18 protein-coding genes are annotated in these 19186 nt (G+C 34.1%); 5 read left to right on the top strand and 13 right to left on the bottom strand.

Annotated elements, in window-relative coordinates; translation table 11 throughout:
- Positions 1 to 135: 135 nt before the first annotated feature.
- Positions 136 to 363, top strand: a complete 228-nt coding sequence (locus HGP29_RS29110) for a PspC domain-containing protein (RefSeq protein ID WP_168880461.1) — start codon at positions 136 to 138, stop codon at positions 361 to 363.
- Here the strand turns inward: HGP29_RS29110 and HGP29_RS01090 are convergent.
- The 5 genes from HGP29_RS01090 to HGP29_RS01070 all read right to left on the bottom strand — a co-directional run bounded on the left by HGP29_RS01090 (position 355) and on the right by HGP29_RS01070 (position 5340).
- The gene (locus HGP29_RS01090; protein ID WP_168880460.1) at positions 355 to 1389 is read right to left on the bottom strand and encodes a glycosyltransferase family 2 protein; all 1035 of its coding nucleotides are present in this window, start codon (positions 1387 to 1389) and stop codon (positions 355 to 357) included. The genes HGP29_RS29110 and HGP29_RS01090 overlap by 9 nt on opposite strands.
- A gap of 65 nt (positions 1390 to 1454) precedes the next feature.
- The gene (locus tag HGP29_RS01085) at positions 1455 to 1784 is read right to left on the bottom strand and encodes a YbaB/EbfC family nucleoid-associated protein (RefSeq protein WP_168880459.1); all 330 of its coding nucleotides are present in this window, start codon (positions 1782 to 1784) and stop codon (positions 1455 to 1457) included.
- 93 nt (positions 1785 to 1877) lie between these two features.
- On the bottom strand, positions 1878 to 3113 hold the full coding sequence (clpX, locus tag HGP29_RS01080) for an ATP-dependent Clp protease ATP-binding subunit ClpX (protein ID WP_168880458.1): 1236 nt from the start codon (positions 3111 to 3113) through the stop codon (positions 1878 to 1880).
- Between the two features lie 233 nt (positions 3114 to 3346).
- Positions 3347 to 4024 (bottom strand): ClpP family protease, encoded by a 678-nt coding sequence (locus HGP29_RS01075; RefSeq protein ID WP_168880457.1) that lies wholly within the window; start codon positions 4022 to 4024, stop codon positions 3347 to 3349.
- A gap of 182 nt (positions 4025 to 4206) precedes the next feature.
- A complete protein-coding gene (locus HGP29_RS01070) occupies positions 4207 to 5340 on the bottom strand; it encodes a DNA polymerase III subunit (RefSeq protein ID WP_168880456.1) in 1134 nt (377 codons plus the stop codon).
- 161 nt (positions 5341 to 5501) lie between these two features.
- On the opposite strand from HGP29_RS01070, the gene HGP29_RS01065 reads away from it, so the two are divergent.
- Positions 5502 to 6209 (top strand): SDR family NAD(P)-dependent oxidoreductase, encoded by a 708-nt coding sequence (locus HGP29_RS01065; protein ID WP_168880455.1) that lies wholly within the window; start codon positions 5502 to 5504, stop codon positions 6207 to 6209.
- Positions 6210 to 6301: 92 nt separating this feature from the next.
- Here HGP29_RS01065 and HGP29_RS28975 read toward each other — a convergent pair whose 3' ends face one another.
- Positions 6302 to 6436, bottom strand: a complete 135-nt coding sequence (locus HGP29_RS28975; RefSeq protein ID WP_262889511.1) for a hypothetical protein — start codon at positions 6434 to 6436, stop codon at positions 6302 to 6304.
- Positions 6437 to 6625: 189 nt separating this feature from the next.
- Between HGP29_RS28975 and trmD the strand changes: the two genes are divergently transcribed.
- Positions 6626 to 7360, top strand: coding sequence for a tRNA (guanosine(37)-N1)-methyltransferase TrmD (trmD, locus tag HGP29_RS01060; RefSeq protein WP_168880454.1), 735 nt, complete (start codon positions 6626 to 6628; stop codon positions 7358 to 7360).
- 108 nt (positions 7361 to 7468) lie between these two features.
- On the opposite strand, the gene HGP29_RS01055 is transcribed toward trmD, so the two are convergent.
- Complete coding sequence (locus HGP29_RS01055; RefSeq protein ID WP_168880453.1) at positions 7469 to 8545, bottom strand: branched-chain amino acid aminotransferase; 1077 nt, start codon at positions 8543 to 8545, stop codon at positions 7469 to 7471.
- Between the two features lie 138 nt (positions 8546 to 8683).
- Between HGP29_RS01055 and HGP29_RS01050 the strand changes: the two genes are divergently transcribed.
- Positions 8684 to 10018, top strand: coding sequence for a hemolysin family protein (locus HGP29_RS01050; protein WP_168880452.1), 1335 nt, complete (start codon positions 8684 to 8686; stop codon positions 10016 to 10018).
- Between the two features lie 132 nt (positions 10019 to 10150).
- Here HGP29_RS01050 and tpx read toward each other — a convergent pair whose 3' ends face one another.
- Positions 10151 to 10726, bottom strand: a complete 576-nt coding sequence (gene tpx / locus HGP29_RS01045; RefSeq protein ID WP_317169928.1) for a thiol peroxidase — start codon at positions 10724 to 10726, stop codon at positions 10151 to 10153.
- A 43-nt stretch (positions 10727 to 10769) separates the two neighbouring features.
- Here tpx and HGP29_RS01040 point away from each other — a divergent pair, with 43 nt between their 5' ends.
- Complete coding sequence (locus tag HGP29_RS01040; RefSeq protein ID WP_168880450.1) at positions 10770 to 11429, top strand: HD domain-containing protein; 660 nt, start codon at positions 10770 to 10772, stop codon at positions 11427 to 11429.
- A gap of 572 nt (positions 11430 to 12001) precedes the next feature.
- Here the strand turns inward: HGP29_RS01040 and HGP29_RS01035 are convergent.
- The 5 genes from HGP29_RS01035 to HGP29_RS01015 form a co-directional block, all read right to left on the bottom strand.
- Positions 12002 to 12772 (bottom strand): GIN domain-containing protein, encoded by a 771-nt coding sequence (locus tag HGP29_RS01035; RefSeq protein ID WP_168880449.1) that lies wholly within the window; start codon positions 12770 to 12772, stop codon positions 12002 to 12004.
- A 219-nt stretch (positions 12773 to 12991) separates the two neighbouring features.
- On the bottom strand, positions 12992 to 15136 hold the full coding sequence (locus HGP29_RS01030; RefSeq protein WP_168880448.1) for a glycoside hydrolase family 97 protein: 2145 nt from the start codon (positions 15134 to 15136) through the stop codon (positions 12992 to 12994).
- 277 nt (positions 15137 to 15413) lie between these two features.
- Positions 15414 to 17051, bottom strand: coding sequence for a DUF6377 domain-containing protein (locus HGP29_RS01025; protein ID WP_168880447.1), 1638 nt, complete (start codon positions 17049 to 17051; stop codon positions 15414 to 15416).
- A gap of 355 nt (positions 17052 to 17406) precedes the next feature.
- The gene (gene hmpA, locus HGP29_RS01020; protein WP_168880446.1) at positions 17407 to 18627 is read right to left on the bottom strand and encodes an NO-inducible flavohemoprotein; all 1221 of its coding nucleotides are present in this window, start codon (positions 18625 to 18627) and stop codon (positions 17407 to 17409) included.
- Positions 18602 to 19087 (bottom strand): HPP family protein, encoded by a 486-nt coding sequence (locus HGP29_RS01015; RefSeq protein ID WP_449401705.1) that lies wholly within the window; start codon positions 19085 to 19087, stop codon positions 18602 to 18604. Before HGP29_RS01015 ends, hmpA begins: the two co-directional genes overlap by 26 nt.
- Between the last annotated feature and the right edge of the window lie 99 nt (positions 19088 to 19186).

Below are 19186 nucleotides of genomic sequence, written 5' to 3'. Positions count from 1 at the left end.
ACTAAAAGCAAGTAAACAAAAGTAAATTTAGCATTTTAGGGATATTTACTTTCATTAATCGAAGATAATCAATTTTGAAAGTATGTTCTATATCTGTAAATTTTTATTTTCATATGATTAACATAATTAAAGACTATGAAACCAAAATTGATACAGAGGTTCATCGAAAAGAAAGCGTTTGGTGTGTGCAATCACATTGGAAATAAATTACATATCTCCACAAACAGCATACGTTTGTACTTTGTTTACGCATCACTTTTCACTTTCGGATCTCCCATAATTCTTTACTTTTCCTTACATTTTTTTATCAACATCAGAAAATACATACGTCAGTCTTCTAATGTTAGAGAGAAGCTATTTTAAGTTCCTCAACTCATGTAGTTGAGAGAATTTATGTCTTCCTTTTAAAAAGTATTCCGAAACCAATAAACGTTTATATACCTCGTTAAAGTTCACACTCTTTACAGGAACTTTGCCTCTCTGTCGTATTAAATAGCGAAAAGCGAGGTAGAAATCCCTATGTGCCTTTAAAACAGCGAACAAATTAGCTGTTTCTCCTTTAAATAAAAACCTTAATCCTGCTATTCCATCTAAAACCATTCGGAAAAAGATAACTGGGAATAACTTTGAAGTGGGTAAGTTTTTGAAGAGTAAGAATAAACCATTTCTAAAGTTCAAGTATGTTTTCTTGGGGTTATCTCTACTTAACGTTCCTCCCCCAACATGATATACTTCACTATTCCCAACGGTTTTTATTGAATACCCAGAAGATTTTAGTCTCCAACACAAATCTATCTCTTCCATATGTGCAAAGAAACGTTCATCCAAACCACCAAACTCTTTGTATAGATCTGCCCTTACAAATAAACAGGCTCCCGTTGCCCAAAAAATCTCTCTTGTGTCATCATATTGACCTAAATCTTCTTCGAGTGTATCCATGATTCTACCTCTACAAAAAGGGTATCCCATGTAGTCCATAAATCCTCCAGCTGCTCCTGCATGTTCAAAGTATTTCTTATCAGAATACAGTTTTATTTTTGGTTGGCATGCTGCAATGGATTCATCAGATTCCATTAAAGAAAGTAAGGGAGTGAGCCATTGAGAAGGAACCTCAATGTCTGAGTTGAGTAATACAAAATACTTTGCATCAATTTGAAACAACGCTCTGTTATATCCCCCTGTAAAACCATAATTTTTATCTAAAACAATGGTTTCAATTGTTGGGTGAGTTGCTTCTAACCATGATACAGAGTCGTCGGTAGATGCATTGTCTGCTACAATAATTCTTGCTCCTTGGCTACTATCAATAACTGATTGTAAAAATTTCTCTAAAAAGTGTTTACCGTTGTAGTTTAGTATAACGATCGCTACTTGTTCGTAGGGTAGCATATATATTGATTTTTGAAGTAAGAAGTAGTAAACAAGGAGTAGAATTAATACTCCTTGTTCTCTGGTTAGCCCATATTTCCAAAGTTCATCCCTGGAATATTCGGCATCATACCTTTAGTTGATTTCATTAAATGTTCCTGTCCTTTTTGATCTGCTTCAGCAATTGCTTTATTCACAGCAGCAATCACTAAATCTTGAAGCATTTCTCTATCTTCTTCTTTGCATAATAATGGATCAATTTCAAGGCTAATTACTTGTTTTTTTCCATTAGCAACACAGCGTACCATACCTCCACCGGCATCAGACTCTGCTCTAACATTTACTAATTCTTCTTGTGCTTCTTTTAATTTTTCTTGGACTTGCTTTAACTGTCCAAACATATTACTGAAATCCATTTTGATTATTTTTATTGATGTGGTTAAACACAAACAGCAAAGCACAATAATAGTGTTTTGCTGTTTGTTTATTAAATATCTTAAAGTGATAGACTAAGCCACTCTCAAGTTCTTAGCGTGTGAAGAACTTTCAAATTTTAGCTGAGCATATTCTCTATCGACTGTAAATTTCTCTACTTTCTCATCACTAGAAGGAATCTCATACATTGCATCCAACATAATCGCTTCCATAATAGAACGCAAACCTCTTGCTCCAAGATCATACTCTAAAGCTTTTTCTACGATGTAATCAAGTGCTCCATCAGCGAAGTCAAGCTCGATATTTTCCATCATAAATAGCTTTTTGTACTGCTTAGTTAATGCATTTTTAGGTTCCGTAAGAATGTTACGAAGTGCATCTTTATCCAATGGCTTCAAATAAGTCACCAATGGTAAACGACCAATAAGTTCTGGAATAATACCAAAACGTTTTAAGTCTTGTGCAGTAACAAACTCTAGTAATTCTTCTTTATCCAATTCTGGTAGATCATTTTCTTTACCAGCAAAACCAATTGGACGTGTATTTAAACGAGAAGCAATCATATCTGCGATTCCTGCGAATGCACCACCACAGATAAACAAAATATTTTCTGTATTGACAGAAATAAGCTTTTGTTCTGGATGCTTTCTTCCTCCTTGAGGTGGAACGTTAACGATTGATCCTTCTAATAATTTTAATAATGCCTGCTGAACACCCTCACCACTTACATCTCTTGTAATTGATGGGTTGTCAGATTTACGAGCAATTTTATCTATTTCGTCAATATAGACGATACCTCGTTCTGCTTGCTCTACATTGTAATCTGCAGCTTGTAGTAAACGTGTTAAAATTGTTTCAACATCTTCACCCACATAACCTGCTTCAGTAATTACAGTTGCATCTGCAATACAGAAAGGAACTTGTAATGCCTTTGCTAAAGTTTTAGCCAATAACGTTTTACCCGTACCTGTATTACCAGTCATGATAATATTTGATTTTTCAATCACAACATCATCATTATCTACTTGTTGGTTTAAACGCTTGTAGTGGTTATACACTGCTACAGATAATACGCGTTTTGCTTTATCTTGACCAATAATATATTCATCAAGATGCTTTTTCATTTCTGCAGGTGTTTTCAGATCAAAGCTTGATGCTTCAGCATCTTTCTTGCGAGGCTTTCTTTCCTCCATCAAGATCTGATGAACTTGCTCAATACAGTTATTACATATTTGGGCGTTCTGACCAGAAACCATTAATTCCACCGTATCTTTTGGTGCGCCACAAAACGAACAGAAATTACCTTTCATTTATCTCTCCTTGCCTATTTTTCTTCTTAAAGTTGGAAGAAAATTCTTCTCTTCTCTGATCGCCTCACAATGAGACAATTCCAATATATAGTTGAAAGTGCAAGTTACGTATTTAATTACACTTTTATACAATGTATAAGAGGGAAATGTACAATCATTTCCCTCCCTAACCTTATCATTTACACTATTTTAAGATAAATTACTGTTACATAACTCCAAAATAGTGAGAATTATTAGCCTTGGTTATTACGAGCAAGCACTTCGTCTACTAAACCATACTCTTTAGCTTCCTGTGCGCGCATCCAGTAATCACGATCAGAATCTTGCCATACTTTGTCGTAAGGTTGACCTGTGTGTGTTGAAAGAATTTCGTAAAGTTCTTTCTTTAATTTCTGGATCTCTCTTGCTGTAATTTCGATATCAGAAGCCTGACCTTGAGCACCACCTAATGGTTGGTGAATCATAATTCTTGAGTGAGGAAGTGCTGCTCTTTTACCTGCTGCGCCACCTGCTAACAATACCGCACCCATAGATGCAGCCAAGCCTGTACAAATTGTAGCCACGTCAGGACGTACATACTGCATTGTATCATACATACCTAAACCAGCATATACTGAACCACCCGGGCTATTGATATACATTAAAATGTCTTTCTTCGCATCTAATGACTCCAAGAATAACAACTGAGCAACTACAATATTTGCTACTTGATCATCCACCTGAGTACCCATAAAAATAATACGGTCGGCAATTAATCTAGAAAACACATCGATTTGTCTAAAGTTACGATCTCTTTCTTCGATGACGTAAGGTGTTGTATTTTCGATGCTACTGATAAATGCATCAGTGTGCAAGCTTGAAATTCCTTGATCTTTCAAGGCAAACTTCTTGAATTCTTCTTTAAAGTTCATATGTAATGATTTTTTTGAGTTTCTGCTTATCAGTACTAGATCCTGTTTATCTTTTCAGTTAAGGGACAAATGGGATTGTTCATCTAGTTCTCTATACAAATATAAAAGAATACGCTTACGAGAAAAGAACTTTTTTACCTTGAATACGTTTTTTTTTGCTTAAAATCTTAGGAATTCGAGAATTATCTACCGAACGCTTTTCCAACTTTGATAGATAGGCTCACAAATATAATTTTAGGATTTCCGTTTCTTTCGATGAAATAAAAAGCATCATTAAAATGATTAACCAATGCTGGTAAGTTTTTGTCTGTAAGTACTGTAGAAAAGTTTTTCGCAAAATTATGGGCCTCTTCATCAAGACGAACTACGTTGCCTGCCTCATTCTTGATTAACATGGCTTCTCTCAATAAAGTTAAGCCAAACTTAAAGAAACTTTTCTGACCTTCTTTACCTAGTTTATTAAACTCCTCCGACCATTTGGTGATAATCTCAGTGTAATTACTCTTAAAACATGCTCTCATCCACGATTTAAACAGATCCTCGCTCTGGTCAGGGACATCAGCAGCAATACGTAAGGCTTCTCTAATGTTACCATCAGACAGGAAGGCTACCCTTTTGGCTTTTTCCTCCTCAATTCCTTGCTGTGTCAAAAAAGCTAATGCATCTTGATCAGAAGGTGAGGGTACATATATTTTTTGTGTGCGGGATAAAATCGTTACAATTAGTTTTTCTGGATCATTGGTCACCATAAAAAATAACGTTTTTGCTGGCGGTTCTTCTAAGATTTTTAGAACTGCATTGGCAGCAGGGGCTTGCATTAGTTCTGGCATCCATACTAATACTATCTTAAAACCATTTTGATGAGCTTTAACGGATAAGGCTTTTACAATCTGACGACTTTCTTGTCTTGTAATAAGTGCTTGTTTATTCTCCCCGCCTATATAGTCTACCCAATCAGCTACATTTTTATATAGTCCATTCTCTTCCTTTAAAAAGGTTCTCCATTCTGGAAGAAACTTTTCAGAAGTTGCATCCTCTCTTTTTGTTACTTTTTTAGTAAGTACTGTAGGAACAACGAAATGTAAATCTGGGTACATTAATTTCTCTGCATTTCGACAAGATCTACATCCTCCACAAGCATCTTCATCTGAGGGATTTTCACAGTTTAAATAAGTCGCATAAGCCAAAGCCAATGCAAGCTGAACACCGCCTTCTTTTCCAATAAAAAGTTGTGCATGTGCCACCTTATTTTGCTGAGCGGCATGGATTAAAATCTTTTTTACGTCTGAAGCTCCAGGTACTTGTGCGAAAAGCATGAAATTATGTTTAGTTGAATCTTCAGCAAAGATTCTATGTTTCCGGCTTTAATACAAATTCTATATAAAATAACTAAGATGTTTTTGTAAAGAACTTTTAAGTAAAAAAAAATGATGATGAATTAGTTACTTTAAAACATCATTTCAATTAAATTTTTACTATGTCTCAAAAATTAGCTGTTATTGTTGGCTATGGAAAAGCCGTTGGAAATGTTGTTTTAGAAGCACTATTGGAATGTGATTTTTCCGTAGCCCTAATTTCAAGAAACCAAGAAAATTTAGATGCTTATGCCAAGGAGTATCAAAACAAAGGATTCAATGTAAAAGGGTTTGCCCATGACATATCCAACTTGGAAGGTATACCTAACACCTTAGATAAAATCACAGAAGAAATGGGTAAGAAAGTTGATTTATGCTATTTCAATGTGGCACAATTTGTTTTACCGTTTGATGCCTCAATTGCCCAAATTCAAGCAGGTATAAATATCAATTACGGAGCATTATGGACGTCGTTCACAACCTGTCTTCCACATTGGGAAAAAGAAAATTCAGGTATTTTTATGATGTCAGGAGGTAGTCTTGCTGATAACGGAGCATATTCTGTAGGATTTAATGCTCAGTTTGGTTCAGCAGCTAAATCGTTTATTAAAAACTTTGCTGAAAGTATGAATGCTACTTTCAATGATAAAGGTATTCATATTGTTGATTTGAAAATCAGTAACCTGGTTTTTGGAGGGGTTAATATTCCTGATGCATTCAATGAAACCCCAGAGGAGGCTGCTGCTTTTAGAAAAAGGGTTCAAAACAGTATCGTTGAAATTATAAAAGAGCCGAAAAGTAGCTGGAAAAGTACTTACCCTGTAGAATAAAAATTTAGGCATAAAAAAAGATCTCATGTTATAGCAATGAGATCTTTATGGGTAAAATCATTTCATATCATACTAAAAAAGCTTTGAATGTTTTATTCATGTACTAAGTGGTACACATTATCAGTATCGTTAGGGTTATATCCTGCCTTTACATGATGCTTATAGGACGTACATCCTATTAAAGAAACTGTAAAACCAATCAATAACAATATCTTTATATATTTCATGGTAGTAAAAGTTAATCGTGTGTTGTTTCTAAGGAGCGTGACTTTCTTATAATGTAAACTTAACAATTATTTACAACTTTATCAAAAGTTATCCAATATAAGTGAATATCATTCCTTTATAAAATCACATTTTACTTCAATCTGCTTATCTTTGTGCCGATTTAAAATATTTCAATTGATACAATTTTTATGCGTATAGATATAATTTCTTGTGTTCCTAAATTATTAGACAGTCCATTTTCTCACTCTATTTTACAAAGAGCAAATGACAGATCATTGTCTGAGGTTCACGTTCATGATCTAAGAGAATATTCCATCAATAAGCATGGACATATTGATGATTACGCATACGGACATGGTGCCGGCATGGTACTTATGGCTGAACCAATTTTTAATATTATCAATGATCTAAAAAAAGAGAGAGAGTATCAGGAAGTTATATATATGACTCCTGATGGCGAAGTTTTCAATCAACAAATTGCCAATCATCTTTCTATTTCTTGTGAAAATATCATTATCCTTTGTGGACATTATAAAGGTATCGACCAGAGAATACGTGATGAAATTGTTACAAGAGAAATCAGTATCGGTGATTATGTTTTATCAGGTGGCGAACTTGCTGCTGCAGTAGTTGCTGATGCAATTATCCGTTTACTTCCTGGGGTATTAGGTGATGAAACTTCAGCATTAACGGATTCTTTCCAAGATGGTCTTTTGGCTCCACCGGTGTATACAAGACCTGCTGACTGGAAAGGAAAGAAAGTCCCTGATATTCTATTATCAGGTCATGAATCTAAGATTGATGAATGGAGATTAGAGCAATCTATGGAAAGAACTCAGGAAAGACGCCCCGATCTTTGGCAAAAATATTTAGAGTCACACCCAGAGGTGACCTCAAAAAAGAAAAAAGGGAAAAAGAAATAGTATAAACAACAAGAGCGATTACCACTAGGATAATCGCTCTTTTTATTTGAATCAATGTTGCAGTAGCTCTCTCGAACTATATACTTCATTCTTTGATGAGAGATCTTATTAAATCTTATATGTCCATCCTTTAGTATCCTCAATTTCTCCTTTTTGGATACCTTGGAATTTCGCTTTCAACTCTGTCGAGAATGTATAATCTGCTGGTAGTTCATAATCGATACCATCATTGGCAATTTTTGCAAATGGAGCAATTGTTACGGCTGTACCAATACCAAATGCACCTCTCATTTTACCATTTTTGATAGACTCGATCACTTCATCCACAGAGATATGACGTTCTTCTACTTTATGTCCCATGTCCTCAATCAGTTCGATAACTGTTAAACGAGTAATAGAACGTAGAATTGTATCTTCTACTGGAATTGTTGGTGCTGTTACAAATGTACCGTCAATATCAAACATGACGTTCATTGTACCAGATTCCTCAATGTACTTGTGTTCTTTTGCATCAGTCCAAAGTAACTGATCGTAACCTTGTTGTGCAGCTAATTTTGCAGGAAGTAAAGATGCAGCATAGTTACCTGCCACCTTAGCAAAACCTGTTCCTCCTGGAGCTGTTCTACTAAATTCTTTTTCTACCTTAACATTTAAAGCTTTCGAATAGTACGCACCTGCTGGTGCAGTAATGATAGCAAAAGTATATGTTTCCGAAGGGCGCATTCCTAGGAACTCGTCTGTAGCAAACATAAATGGACGGATATACAGTGAACTATCAGGAGTACTTGGTACCCAATCTTTATCGATTTCTAATAGTTTGTGTAGACCTGCCATGACGATTTCTTCAGGAATACTTGGCATACAAATACGTTCTGCCGATACATTTAGTCTTTTGGCGTTTTCTTGCGGACGAAATACTAGCACTTCCTCTGGGTTCTGAACATTTCTGAATGCTTTTAATCCCTCAAAAATTGATTGCCCGTAATGCAATGAAGAAGTTGCAGGAGATAAACTAAATGAATTGTAAGGTACAATTCTTAGATCCTGCCATTTCCCATCGCGATAGTCAGCCACAAACATGTGGTCAGACATTGTTTTACCAAATGTGATATTATTGAAATCAACCTCATTTATGCGAGATTGTTGAGCCTTTTCTACTCTGATATCTAAAGCCAAATCTTTCATATTAATCCACTAACTTTTTTTGCGATGTGAAACGTGTCATAAATATAGATACATTTGTACTATTGTGAGGAATATTTTCAAAAATAGTGTAACTCTAAACTACTTTTTTTGATATTTGGTAAGAAATTCAAACTGAATATGAACGAAAACCTAATATATATAAGTCTTTGTCTACTTTTTTCGGCATTCTTTTCAGCAACCGAAATTGCCTTCGTATCTGCTAACAGATTACACATCGAAGTACAAAGACAAAAGAATTCAATGGTAAGCCGACTGATCAATAAATTCTTTGAACATAAGTCGACTTTTATTACCACTATTCTAATTGGCAACACTTCTGCACTAGTAATGTATGGTGTATTTGTATCCAATGTTTTAGATCCAATTCTTCAGGCTTTTTATCTACAAAATGTACCTGCTTTGGATCCGAACTCTTTGGAAGTCGCCGTTCTATTAACGCAAACTGTTATTTCTACCGTTGTGGTATTAATCACCGCTGAGTTTTTACCTAAAAGCTTAACCATGATTAATCCGGATACGTTCCTGAATATCGCTTCTCCACCAATGAATGTGATTTATTCTTTAATGTACCCTATCACTTGGACGGTAGAAAAGCTATCACAATTTACTATTCGTTATTTAATGGGAATTAAAGACGAAGAGGAAGAAACTACTTTTAACCTTACTGACCTCGGACAATATATTAATGACATAGATGTCGCTTCTCAGGATGACGATGATAATGAAAGAGATATTATTGATAAGAAATACTTAGAAAACGCTTTAGAGTTTAAAGAGGTCAGAGCTAGAGATGTAATGATCCCTAGAAAAGAAATTGTGGCTTTGGATATTGAAGAAGATATCGATGCATTGACCAAGCTTTTTATTGAAAGCGGTCATTCTAAAATACCCATATATAAAGAAGACCTAGACGATATCGTTGGATATTGCCATGCGAGACAACTTTTCAAAAAGCCTAAGGAGATTCAGGATATCCTTCATATCATGCCTTCAAGGCCAGAGACCGCTGCAGCTGATGAAATCATGACTTTTATGATGGAAGAGAAAAAAAGTATGGTATGTATCATTGATGAATATGGTGGAACTGCCGGTATTGTTACATTAGAAGATATCACCGAAGAGATTGTAGGTGAGATTGAAGATGAACATGACGAAGAAGATTTACCTTTCTTTGAGGAAGAAGAGAATATTTACCTTTTAACTGCCCGACATGAGATTGATTGGTTGAATGAAAAGAAGGGTTGGAACTTAGAAGAAGGCGAGTACGATACTTTAGGAGGTTTTATTTTATACCATCATAGAAACATCCCTGTGGTAGATGATATTATTGAAATTGATGACCTTATTTTCACAATTGTCACCATGGATGGAGCTAGAATTGATATGGTAAGATTAGAGTTCCCAACAGAGAATGAAGAAGATGAAGATGAGAATGAAGCTTTTGATCATTAAAATAATCAGACATTTATTAGGTTAATCAATGTTAAAACACCTATATTAGTAATACAAAAAAATTAGACCCCTCTGTGCAAGCTCTCTCAAATTTCACAGAAGGGTCTCTTTTTATTTGGATGATTTGGACGATTATAATGCGGCTATAGCTGCTTCATAATTTGGTTCATCTACAGTTTCTTTCACCTGCTCAGTATAAACTACTTTACCTTCTTCATCAATCACAACAACAGATCTTGAACACAAGCCTTTCAATGGGCCAGTAGTTACTTTTAATCCATAGCTATCTTCAAAAGAAGTATCTCTGAAAGCAGAACCTGTAATTACATCCTCAATACCTTCAGCACCACAGAAACGTCCGAAAGCAAATGGTAAATCTTTAGATACACATACTACAACAGTATTATCTAAAGAAGATGCTTTTGAATTGAACGTTCTTGTAGACATAGCACAAGTACCTGTATCTACACTTGGGAAGATATTTAAAATGACTTTTTTTCCTTTTAAATCTGAAAGACTAACTTCAGATAAATCTGCTTTAACAAGAGTAAAATCAGGAGCCTGAGTACCTACTGCTGGTAACTCTCCTACCGTTTGAATCGGGTTTCCTTTTAATGTAATTTCTGCCATTTGAATTAGTAGAATTTTTTGAGAATAGTTTATATTCGATGCTTCTTTAATAAAGACATAAATCTTTTGATCAATCATTATTAAATCACACTATAAGCAAGTTAATATAACATTATCATAAATGAATACTACTCAACAAGAAATCGTTAATAAAACAGCACAGTTTATAGAAGATAAATTCCAAGGAGAAGGTACTGGCCATGATTGGCACCACATATATAGAGTTTGGAAATCGGCTGAAAATATCGCGAAAACAGAAGATTGTGACCCATATATTGTCTCTCTTGCAGCATTATTACATGATATCGCTGATCATAAGTTTTATGATGGTGACTTACTAGAAGGTAGTAGACAAGCGACTAAACTTCTTACTGATTTAGGAGCAGATGAAGATACCATTTCTAAAGTAGCTGACATTGTAAAAAGAGTATCATTTAAAGGAGCTAAAGTAAAAGACGAAATGCCTTCGATTGAAGGCAAGGTAGTTCAAGATGCAGATCGATTAGATGCCATTGGTGCCATCGGTATTGCTAGAGCATTTGCTTATGGCGGCAGCAAACACCGCTTACTTTATGATCCAGAAGAAAATTATGAAATGCATGATACTTTTGATGCTTATCATAAAAACGAGTCATCAACAATTGCACATTTCTATGAGAAGTTACTTTTGTTAAAAGACAGGATGCATACTAATACTGCAAAACAGGTCGCTGAACAGCGTCATCGTGTGATGGAAGACTTCTTACAACAGTTTTATGGTGAATGGGAAGGAAAGAAATAGAAGATCTTAAAAATCAATAAGATTAGTTTTTTACCAAGGAGATTTTATAAGGTTATTTTTTCTAATAATACTGAAAATTAGAAAAAATAATCATTTATCATTTTTCTGTAATAGAGATAATTTTCTTTACATAAAAGTTAATTTCCTTACATCAAAATAGCACTATTTTAACATAAACCTGTAGTATTTTGATATAATATTAACAAATACACTAGTCTGATCGACTATATTTTTGAAAATATAATCTGTAATCGTAAATTAAATTCGATAAACTAATGTTACACTTTTTTTACGGTATCAGACCACAATATTTTTTGATGTTATAACTAAGCTCTTTGCAAAGTATCATTCCAATTACATTCTCCTTTTTAGGTTTATCTTAAAAATCGACTTTTAAGTATTTCCAAAGTATACTGACTATATACTTAGGCATTTAAGCGACGTATTTACAAAAAATGTGGTAAAAAAGGAAGTTGGAGATTCAGCATCAAAATTGACTAACTTTCCCTATTACAAAGCAATGTAGCCTATGATTCTTCATAGGCTATTTTTATTGCTTTTTTTTCTAGACTCTACTTTTTAGTAGCTGTAATAGACATAGACTCTCCACTTTTCTTCACTACAGTTTTTTCATTTTCAATAAATGTAATGGTGCTTTTATCTTTTGCCTGAGCCTTTAAAGTATCAGTTGCATTCACCCAAGCATTTGCAGAATTGTTCGTTTCAATATCAATTACTTTCCCTACTATTGGTTCAAAAGCTTCTCCTAATGGATTAACACCATTGTATTGAGATTTGTCTTTTAAAGATAGATACTGTTTATCTGCAGTGCCTTCCATAGTTACTAATGATTGACCTTTCTGATCAATATATAAGTTAACAATATCAAGGTCTCTTAATGACAATTCCGTTTTATCCTTCATCTCCACATTTAAAACATGGCCTTCCATAATATAATCTGAATACATAATACCATTGTCTTTAAGTACCAGATTCAATTTTCCTTTATAAAAAACAAATGGTTTTGTGAACTCAATTTCTCCAGATCCTTCTACAACAATAGAATCTAACTCTCCACTACCAAGATTGGCTACAACAATATCTTCACTACCTGAATTATCAAGAATTAATATCCCGTCTTCCACTGAATGATTAATTGTAAATAAGCTATCATCGCCCTCAACAAAAAACTTCTGTTGTTCGGAATATGCTAACCTTAATTTTACATTGTCTTTAACTATCACTTTACTGAAGTAAGGAATTGGGGATGTATTATAGGTACCTTTATCTCTGCATGATACCAATGCAAAAAATGAGAATAGTAGAATTAAAAAATTTTTCATGAATCGTAATCTTATATCGTTAAACATTCACTAATACGTAAATACTTAGATAGTTAGATGATCTATTTAACGAATATTACAACTTTCAAAATCTTATTATCTCTCTGAATTTCAACAAAATAAAAAAGCCTAGAAGTATGTACCTCTAGGCTTTCGTCTAATTTATCGTATTATATTTTAGTGTAACTAAAACAAAATTTTATATGAAATGAATGTCTCTTATAATTTCTTCAATCCCTTTAATTCTGCTTTGTCTTTTGCCTCTACGATGCTGATTGCATAACCACCACCTGGAGCACAGAATTGAGATAATTTCGATTTAGAAGTCACTACATATTTCTTAATCTCATACGCTTGAGGATTATCTTTGTAATGAGCATCTTTCGCATCGCTATATACTGTAGCGATATATTTTTTATCAGCGTCTAAGAAATCAAATTTGATATTTGATGTACGTTTTTCTTCATCGTTTGTTCTACCTACAAACCAGCTAGAAGAACCTTTTTCTTTACGAGCATAAGTGATAAAGTCACCTGGTTCAGCTTCCAATACTAATGTCTCATCCCAATCGATAGCAACATCTTTAATGAATTGGAAAGCATCCATAAACTTCTCATAATGCTGAGGAAGATCTGCAGCCATTTGTAATGGAGAGTACATAGTAACATATAGTGCCAATTGACGAGCTATTGTAGTACGTACATAAGAAGTTCTGCTTGGATCGTACTCACTGATATCTGTTACAAAGATACCTGGAGTGTAATCCATAGGACCACCGATTAATCTTGTAAATGGAAGAATAGTAGTGTGATCCACATTGTTTCCTACAAATGCTTCATATTCTGTACCTCTTGCAGATTCGTTACCAATTAAGTTAGGGTATGTTCTTGAAAGACCTGTTGGACGTACAGCTTCGTGTGCATTAACCATGATTTTATAATCAGCGGCTTTTTTAACGGCATGCAAGTAGTGGTTATTAATCCACTGTGAGTAGTGGTGTTCACCTCTTGGTAAGATTGGTCCTACATAACCTGATTTTACTGAGTTATAACCATTATCTACCATAAACTGATAAGCTTGATCCATATGACGTTCGTAGTTTCTTACTGAACCTGAAGTCTCATGATGCATCATCATTTTGATACCTTTTGATTTTGCATAGTCTCTGATTTCTTCAACATCAAAATCAGGGTAAGGAGTTACAAAGTCAAAAACATAGTCTTTTGATTTACCAAACCAGTCTTCCCATCCTTCGTTCCAACCTTCTACTAATAAAGCGTCGAATCCATGCTCTGAAGCAAAGTCAATATATCTTTTTACATTCTCTGTATTCGCTGCATGCTTGCCATTTGGCTTAGTTTTAGAATAATCTGTAACACCTAAATGTACTGAGTGAACATCATCAGTGTAAGCCCAAGAGCTCATACCTGTAATCATTTCCCACCATACACCCATGTATTTTACTGGCTTAATCCATGAAGTATCTTCGATAGCTACTGGCTCATTTAAGTTTAATGTAATGCTTGATAATAAGATATCACCTGCATTACGGCTAGCAATTACAGTTCTCCAAGGAGTAGAACGAGGTGCTTGCATATACCCCTTTACACCTTGAGCGTCTGGAGTTAAGTGCGATTCGAATACAAAAGTTTTATCATCTAAATCTAAGTGCATTGTAGAATATTCCACACAAGCAGCTTCATGAAGGTTGATGTAAATACCATCATCTGATTTCAACATTAATGACGTTTGAACACCTGTTTCTGAGAAACCTTCTTGAGAAACGTTTCCAGTGTATGCATTTTTCATTAAACCTCTGATTTCAGATAGCTTAGAAGTAGTATAATCATACTCCTGAGTATCGTAATCACCTGGAATCCACCATGCTTTATGGTCACCAGTCATCGCAAACTCTGTATGCTCTTCTTCAATGACAAAGTATACTAAGCTAGATTGTTCAGGAAACTCATAACGGAAACCTAAACCATCATCGAACAATCTGAAACGAATGTTCATTTTACGGTTCGTAGATGTTTGATCTAATGATACTAATAGTTCATTGTAGTGATTTCTAATTTCCTTGAACTCACCCCAGATTGGTGTCCAAGTTTCATCGAACGTTGATTCTGCTGTATCTACAACTTTGAACCCTTCGATTAAATTATCTTTATTGATTAATGATAAACCAAGTTTACTCTCTTTAACGATAGGCTCACCATCCATTTGTAATTGATAAGTAGGTGTTCCTTTAGCGTCTAACTTGAATTCCATTGTAAAGTTTCCACTTGGAGACTTTAATGTCTGAGCATTCAAGAATGAAACTGCAAAGACAGCAATTAGTAAAGTAATGATCTGCTTTTTCATATCTATAATAATAAGTCTAATTGTTTGTTCATTTCCAACACTGCAAAACTAGTGTATTGATTACACACAACAATGGCAAAGTTGTTAGAAAGTAGTTAAATAAAAAACATAAAACACTGAATGACAACATTTTAATATATATAAAAAAAGCATAAAAAGTAGTTGATATTTTATAAAAACAAGGCAAACATCACTACTTCATGGGGTAAATTCAATAGCAAACAGATTAAATAAGTGTAAAATGGTATTTTTTGTCATCACTTTGATTTAGTTTCATTTATCCACCTATCTTCATTAATTCTATTTCAAATTGGTCTCTTCCTGCCTTAGCATTGTTCCTTGCTTTTGTTCGATAGTTATAGATTGTAGTAATTGAATACCTTAAGAACTCCGCTATTTGCGAACTTTCCTCAATACCTAACCTCACTAAAGCAAATACTCTAAGTTCGGTATTTAAAAGTTCATTTTTCTTTAAAGTAATCTGAGCATCTTCAATCATTAATTGATTATAATCTTCCACAAAATGGGGATATAATTTCAAGAAGGATTCATCGAAATCTTTATAAAAAACTTTCAATTCTGTATCAACAACATCTTTAGATTTTAGAAGCTTCAAAACTTCTTCTTTTGGGCTTTTGTTGGCCTTCCTTAATAATGTTCTTCTGTAATCATCCATTTTCCCGATATACATTGAACATAGTTTTAGATACCTGGTAATTGACTCCTCTTGTCTTAAATTAAAAGAGCGCAATTGATCATTGATAGCCTCTACTTGTTCTTTATTGGTTTGTAGCTCTTCATTCAATTCACTCAACTGACTGTTTTTATCACTCACTTCCTGATTTGAATGCTCTAACTTTTTCTTCTGTTTCAAAAAGAAAAACAATAGAGAGAAAGTAATCAATAGTAAAATAGAACTCACCGTAACAAACCATCTCATGATCTGACTTACTTTATCTCTATTGGCTTGATAAGAAGTATCAATTAAGGGCAGAATTTCAAGTACCTCATAGCGTCTAAGTTGCGTATTACTTTCTAATGCATCATCTAAGGCTATTTTTATGTATTTATAAGCTCTTTTAATCTCTCCAAGCTTATATAACTCTACAGCAAGTTCTCTTAATGAAGCATGTTCTTTTACTCCATTTAATACATCTGATTCTGTAGATAGAATTAGGTAATGTATCTTTTTATTCACATCCCCTAATCGTCCATAAGTATCTCCTAGTGTATAAGCTGTAGGTGCAAAAATTCTATCATCTTGTTGTACACTTGAAAGTAATTTATTTAGAACGACAATAGCTTCATTAAGCTTACCTTCATCTTTTAGGAGCTCAGCTTTAGACAATAAGTAAGAAATACTGTTCGGAGATGCTGTATTTTTGATACCATTTTCAAAATACCTCCATCGTTTTCTATATACTTTAGTGATATTATCATCCAGATTTAATAGCGTTAGAGTATTATACAGATGAGCATTGATAGAATAATAATCGATCACATTGCTCCCTAACGAGTCTTCATCTTTATATCTATTCAAAATCATCATGCTTTCATGGTATAAGCCTACAAGAGCATAGGACTGAGCAAGTACAATATCTGCTTTAATTTGATAGTTTTCATCTTCTATCTCTTTCGATATATCATCCACTTTTAAAGCATAAGTCAATGATGAATCCGAATTGTATGGAAGATATTGTTGGGTTATCTGATATAATACATCAAACTGGTCCTTTTTATTTTTTACTGAACGTAATGTAATTTTTAGCTGCTTAATACTTTCAATTCTCTTTTGAAGGTAAACGTCTCTTTCTTCTAGTAACTCATCGAGTTTTAAAAACTCATTATCAGCTATTACAGGAAGACCTAAAAGGATAACAAAAACTAGAAAGAATATATATTTGAAAGTATTCATATGGTATCAATTTGCTAGTACAAAGTTAAAAATTTAGGGCACAAAAAAAGAGACTCCTTATAGAATCTCTTTTTCCAAATGGTTATGCTAACCTTCATTAATGTTTTTCTTACTTTACTTAATAATGGAGTATCAGTGAGACCTCCTTATTACTTTTTTCTCCAGGTTCGTAATGTCCGTTTTGAACCAAAGTACAATGTCAATAATAATAATCGTATCTATTTCATTTCCATATTCACTGTTAAACAATAATAGAGGGAAATTGCGTTTCTAGCGTGTCAGTACACAAAAAACGAGTGCCACTTCATAAAATGACACCCGTTTTCTATAAAAAAATCACTATTTCATCCAATTATTAGTGTTCTACTGTTGTTAATTCTTCTGATGGACCAAAAAACTCAAAATTGATTTGCCCCTCTTTTACTCCCAATACAGTCAATGCATTTAGCACTGCTTTCATAAAAGGTTTTGGACCACAGAAATAATATTCTGCCTCAGAATAATTTTCTACTAGTTCTGCAATTAATGCTGCATCTACCAATCCTTTTCTTTCCATTTTATCCTCAGGTAAGTTGTCTGAATAGATATAAGTAGATGAGATATTGGAATGTGTTCTTGTTAGCTCATTTACCTCACTTTTAAATGCATGTGATTTACTTGATTTTGCAGCATGGATCCAATTGATTTTTCGAGTAGAATGAGTAGCTACTAAATGCTCCAACATCGATAACATTGGAGTTACTCCAACTCCTCCACTTAATAAAACTATATCTTTATTGGATTTCTCATTTAAATAAAAATCGCCAGCGGGTATACCCACCTCTATGATATCACCTTCCAATACATGATCATGAAGAAAATTCGAACCAATACCATTGGGTTTATCTCCCTGTCCTACTTCTCTTTTCACTGAAATTCGATAATACTCTTTTCCTGGGGCATCACTTAGAGAGTAGTTTCTCATATTCACATGGCTATGTTCTTCACCCTTTAACTTTACAGCAATATATTGCCCAGGATTGTATTGTAATAATTGTCCGGAAACAGGCTGTAAATAGAAAGAAGTAATCTCGTCTGACTCTTCTGTTTTTTTGGTTACAGTAAAATCGCGGAAACCTACCCAGCCTCCATCTTCATTGATTTTTTCATTGTAAATATCTCCTTCTCTTTTTACAAATACACTGGCTAAAATACCGTAAGCATCTGTCCATGCTTCTATAATATCAGGAGTAGCTGCTTCGCCTAAAACATCTTTTATTGCTTGAATAAGGTGTTTTCCTACAATAGTATATTGAGCTGGTTGAATACTTAAACTTGCATGCTTTTGAGCAATACGCTCTACTGCTGCCGATAACATAGGTAAATTATCGATATAAGTCGCATAACCTAATATTGCCCCTGCCAGTACTTTGGGTTGAGTACCTTCGGCTTGATGAGCCATATTAAATACGTTTTTTAATTCAGGGTTATGTTGAAACATCAACTTATAGAAATGTGAAGTGATGGCAACACCATGTTCTTGAATGACAGGGGCTGTTGCTTTTACTATATCAATAGTTTTCTGATTTACACTCATAATGTTTTTTATTTGGTTGGATTGTTTTAATAATATCAAGAATTATCACTCCTATGAGGACTGGAAAAAATAGATATCCATACCCTAATGCGTGAATTTTTTGTCCTCCATACACTGCGATATAAGCGGTAGCACCTCCGGGAGGGTGAACGATATCGAAAAATACCATCACTCCGATTGATACACCGACCGCTAATGCAACGGCTATTTGTGGGCTAATTGAGTAAAAAAGAGAATAACTACTGACCCCAATAAATGCAGAAGAAAGATGTCCTAAATACATATTCTTTCGCTTTACCAAAGGGCTATCACTAGCTGCAAACAATAAAACAGCAGTTGCACCAAAAGCTCCAGTTAGCAGTACAGACTGTTGATCGAAATATGAATTAAGTAAAGCCAAAATGCTTATTCCGATAAAACTATATGTACCTGATTGAATTGCTGTTTTATAATTTTTCATCTTTTCCTGATTACCTACAGTACAAAGATGAAAGAGTGGTATAGTTTAATTCTTGCTAATATTCTATCCAAAACCTGATATATATCAGAAAATAAAAGC

The sequence above is a fragment of the Flammeovirga agarivorans genome (assembly GCF_012641475.1).
Classification (GTDB): domain Bacteria; phylum Bacteroidota; class Bacteroidia; order Cytophagales; family Flammeovirgaceae; genus Flammeovirga; species Flammeovirga agarivorans.
The sequence above is the reverse complement of the archived record's forward strand: the minus strand, read 5'-3'. Positions and strand labels throughout refer to the sequence as shown.

Bases quoted from the DNA above. Each gene is read 5' to 3' on its own strand.
- HGP29_RS29110 (WP_168880461.1), top strand. From the start codon at position 136: ATGAAACCAAAATTGATACAGAGGTTCATCGAAAAGAAAGCGTTTGGT.
- HGP29_RS01090 (WP_168880460.1), bottom strand. From the start codon at position 1,389: ATGCTACCCTACGAACAAGTAGCGATCGTTATACTAAACTACAACGGT.
- HGP29_RS01085 (WP_168880459.1), bottom strand. From the start codon at position 1,784: ATGGATTTCAGTAATATGTTTGGACAGTTAAAGCAAGTCCAAGAAAAA.
- clpX (WP_168880458.1), bottom strand. From the start codon at position 3,113: ATGAAAGGTAATTTCTGTTCGTTTTGTGGCGCACCAAAAGATACGGTG.
- HGP29_RS01075 (WP_168880457.1), bottom strand. From the start codon at position 4,024: ATGAACTTTAAAGAAGAATTCAAGAAGTTTGCCTTGAAAGATCAAGGA.
- HGP29_RS01070 (WP_168880456.1), bottom strand. From the start codon at position 5,340: ATGCTTTTCGCACAAGTACCTGGAGCTTCAGACGTAAAAAAGATTTTA.
- HGP29_RS01065 (WP_168880455.1), top strand. From the start codon at position 5,502: ATGTCTCAAAAATTAGCTGTTATTGTTGGCTATGGAAAAGCCGTTGGA.
- HGP29_RS28975 (WP_262889511.1), bottom strand. From the start codon at position 6,436: ATGAAATATATAAAGATATTGTTATTGATTGGTTTTACAGTTTCTTTA.
- trmD (WP_168880454.1), top strand. From the start codon at position 6,626: ATGCGTATAGATATAATTTCTTGTGTTCCTAAATTATTAGACAGTCCA.
- HGP29_RS01055 (WP_168880453.1), bottom strand. From the start codon at position 8,545: ATGAAAGATTTGGCTTTAGATATCAGAGTAGAAAAGGCTCAACAATCT.
- HGP29_RS01050 (WP_168880452.1), top strand. From the start codon at position 8,684: ATGAACGAAAACCTAATATATATAAGTCTTTGTCTACTTTTTTCGGCA.
- tpx (WP_317169928.1), bottom strand. From the start codon at position 10,726: ATGATTGATCAAAAGATTTATGTCTTTATTAAAGAAGCATCGAATATA.
- HGP29_RS01040 (WP_168880450.1), top strand. From the start codon at position 10,770: ATGAATACTACTCAACAAGAAATCGTTAATAAAACAGCACAGTTTATA.
- HGP29_RS01035 (WP_168880449.1), bottom strand. From the start codon at position 12,772: ATGAAAAATTTTTTAATTCTACTATTCTCATTTTTTGCATTGGTATCA.
- HGP29_RS01030 (WP_168880448.1), bottom strand. From the start codon at position 15,136: ATGAAAAAGCAGATCATTACTTTACTAATTGCTGTCTTTGCAGTTTCA.
- HGP29_RS01025 (WP_168880447.1), bottom strand. From the start codon at position 17,051: ATGAATACTTTCAAATATATATTCTTTCTAGTTTTTGTTATCCTTTTA.
- hmpA (WP_168880446.1), bottom strand. From the start codon at position 18,627: ATGAGTGTAAATCAGAAAACTATTGATATAGTAAAAGCAACAGCCCCT.
- HGP29_RS01015 (WP_449401705.1), bottom strand. From the start codon at position 19,087: ATGAAAAATTATAAAACAGCAATTCAATCAGGTACATATAGTTTTATC.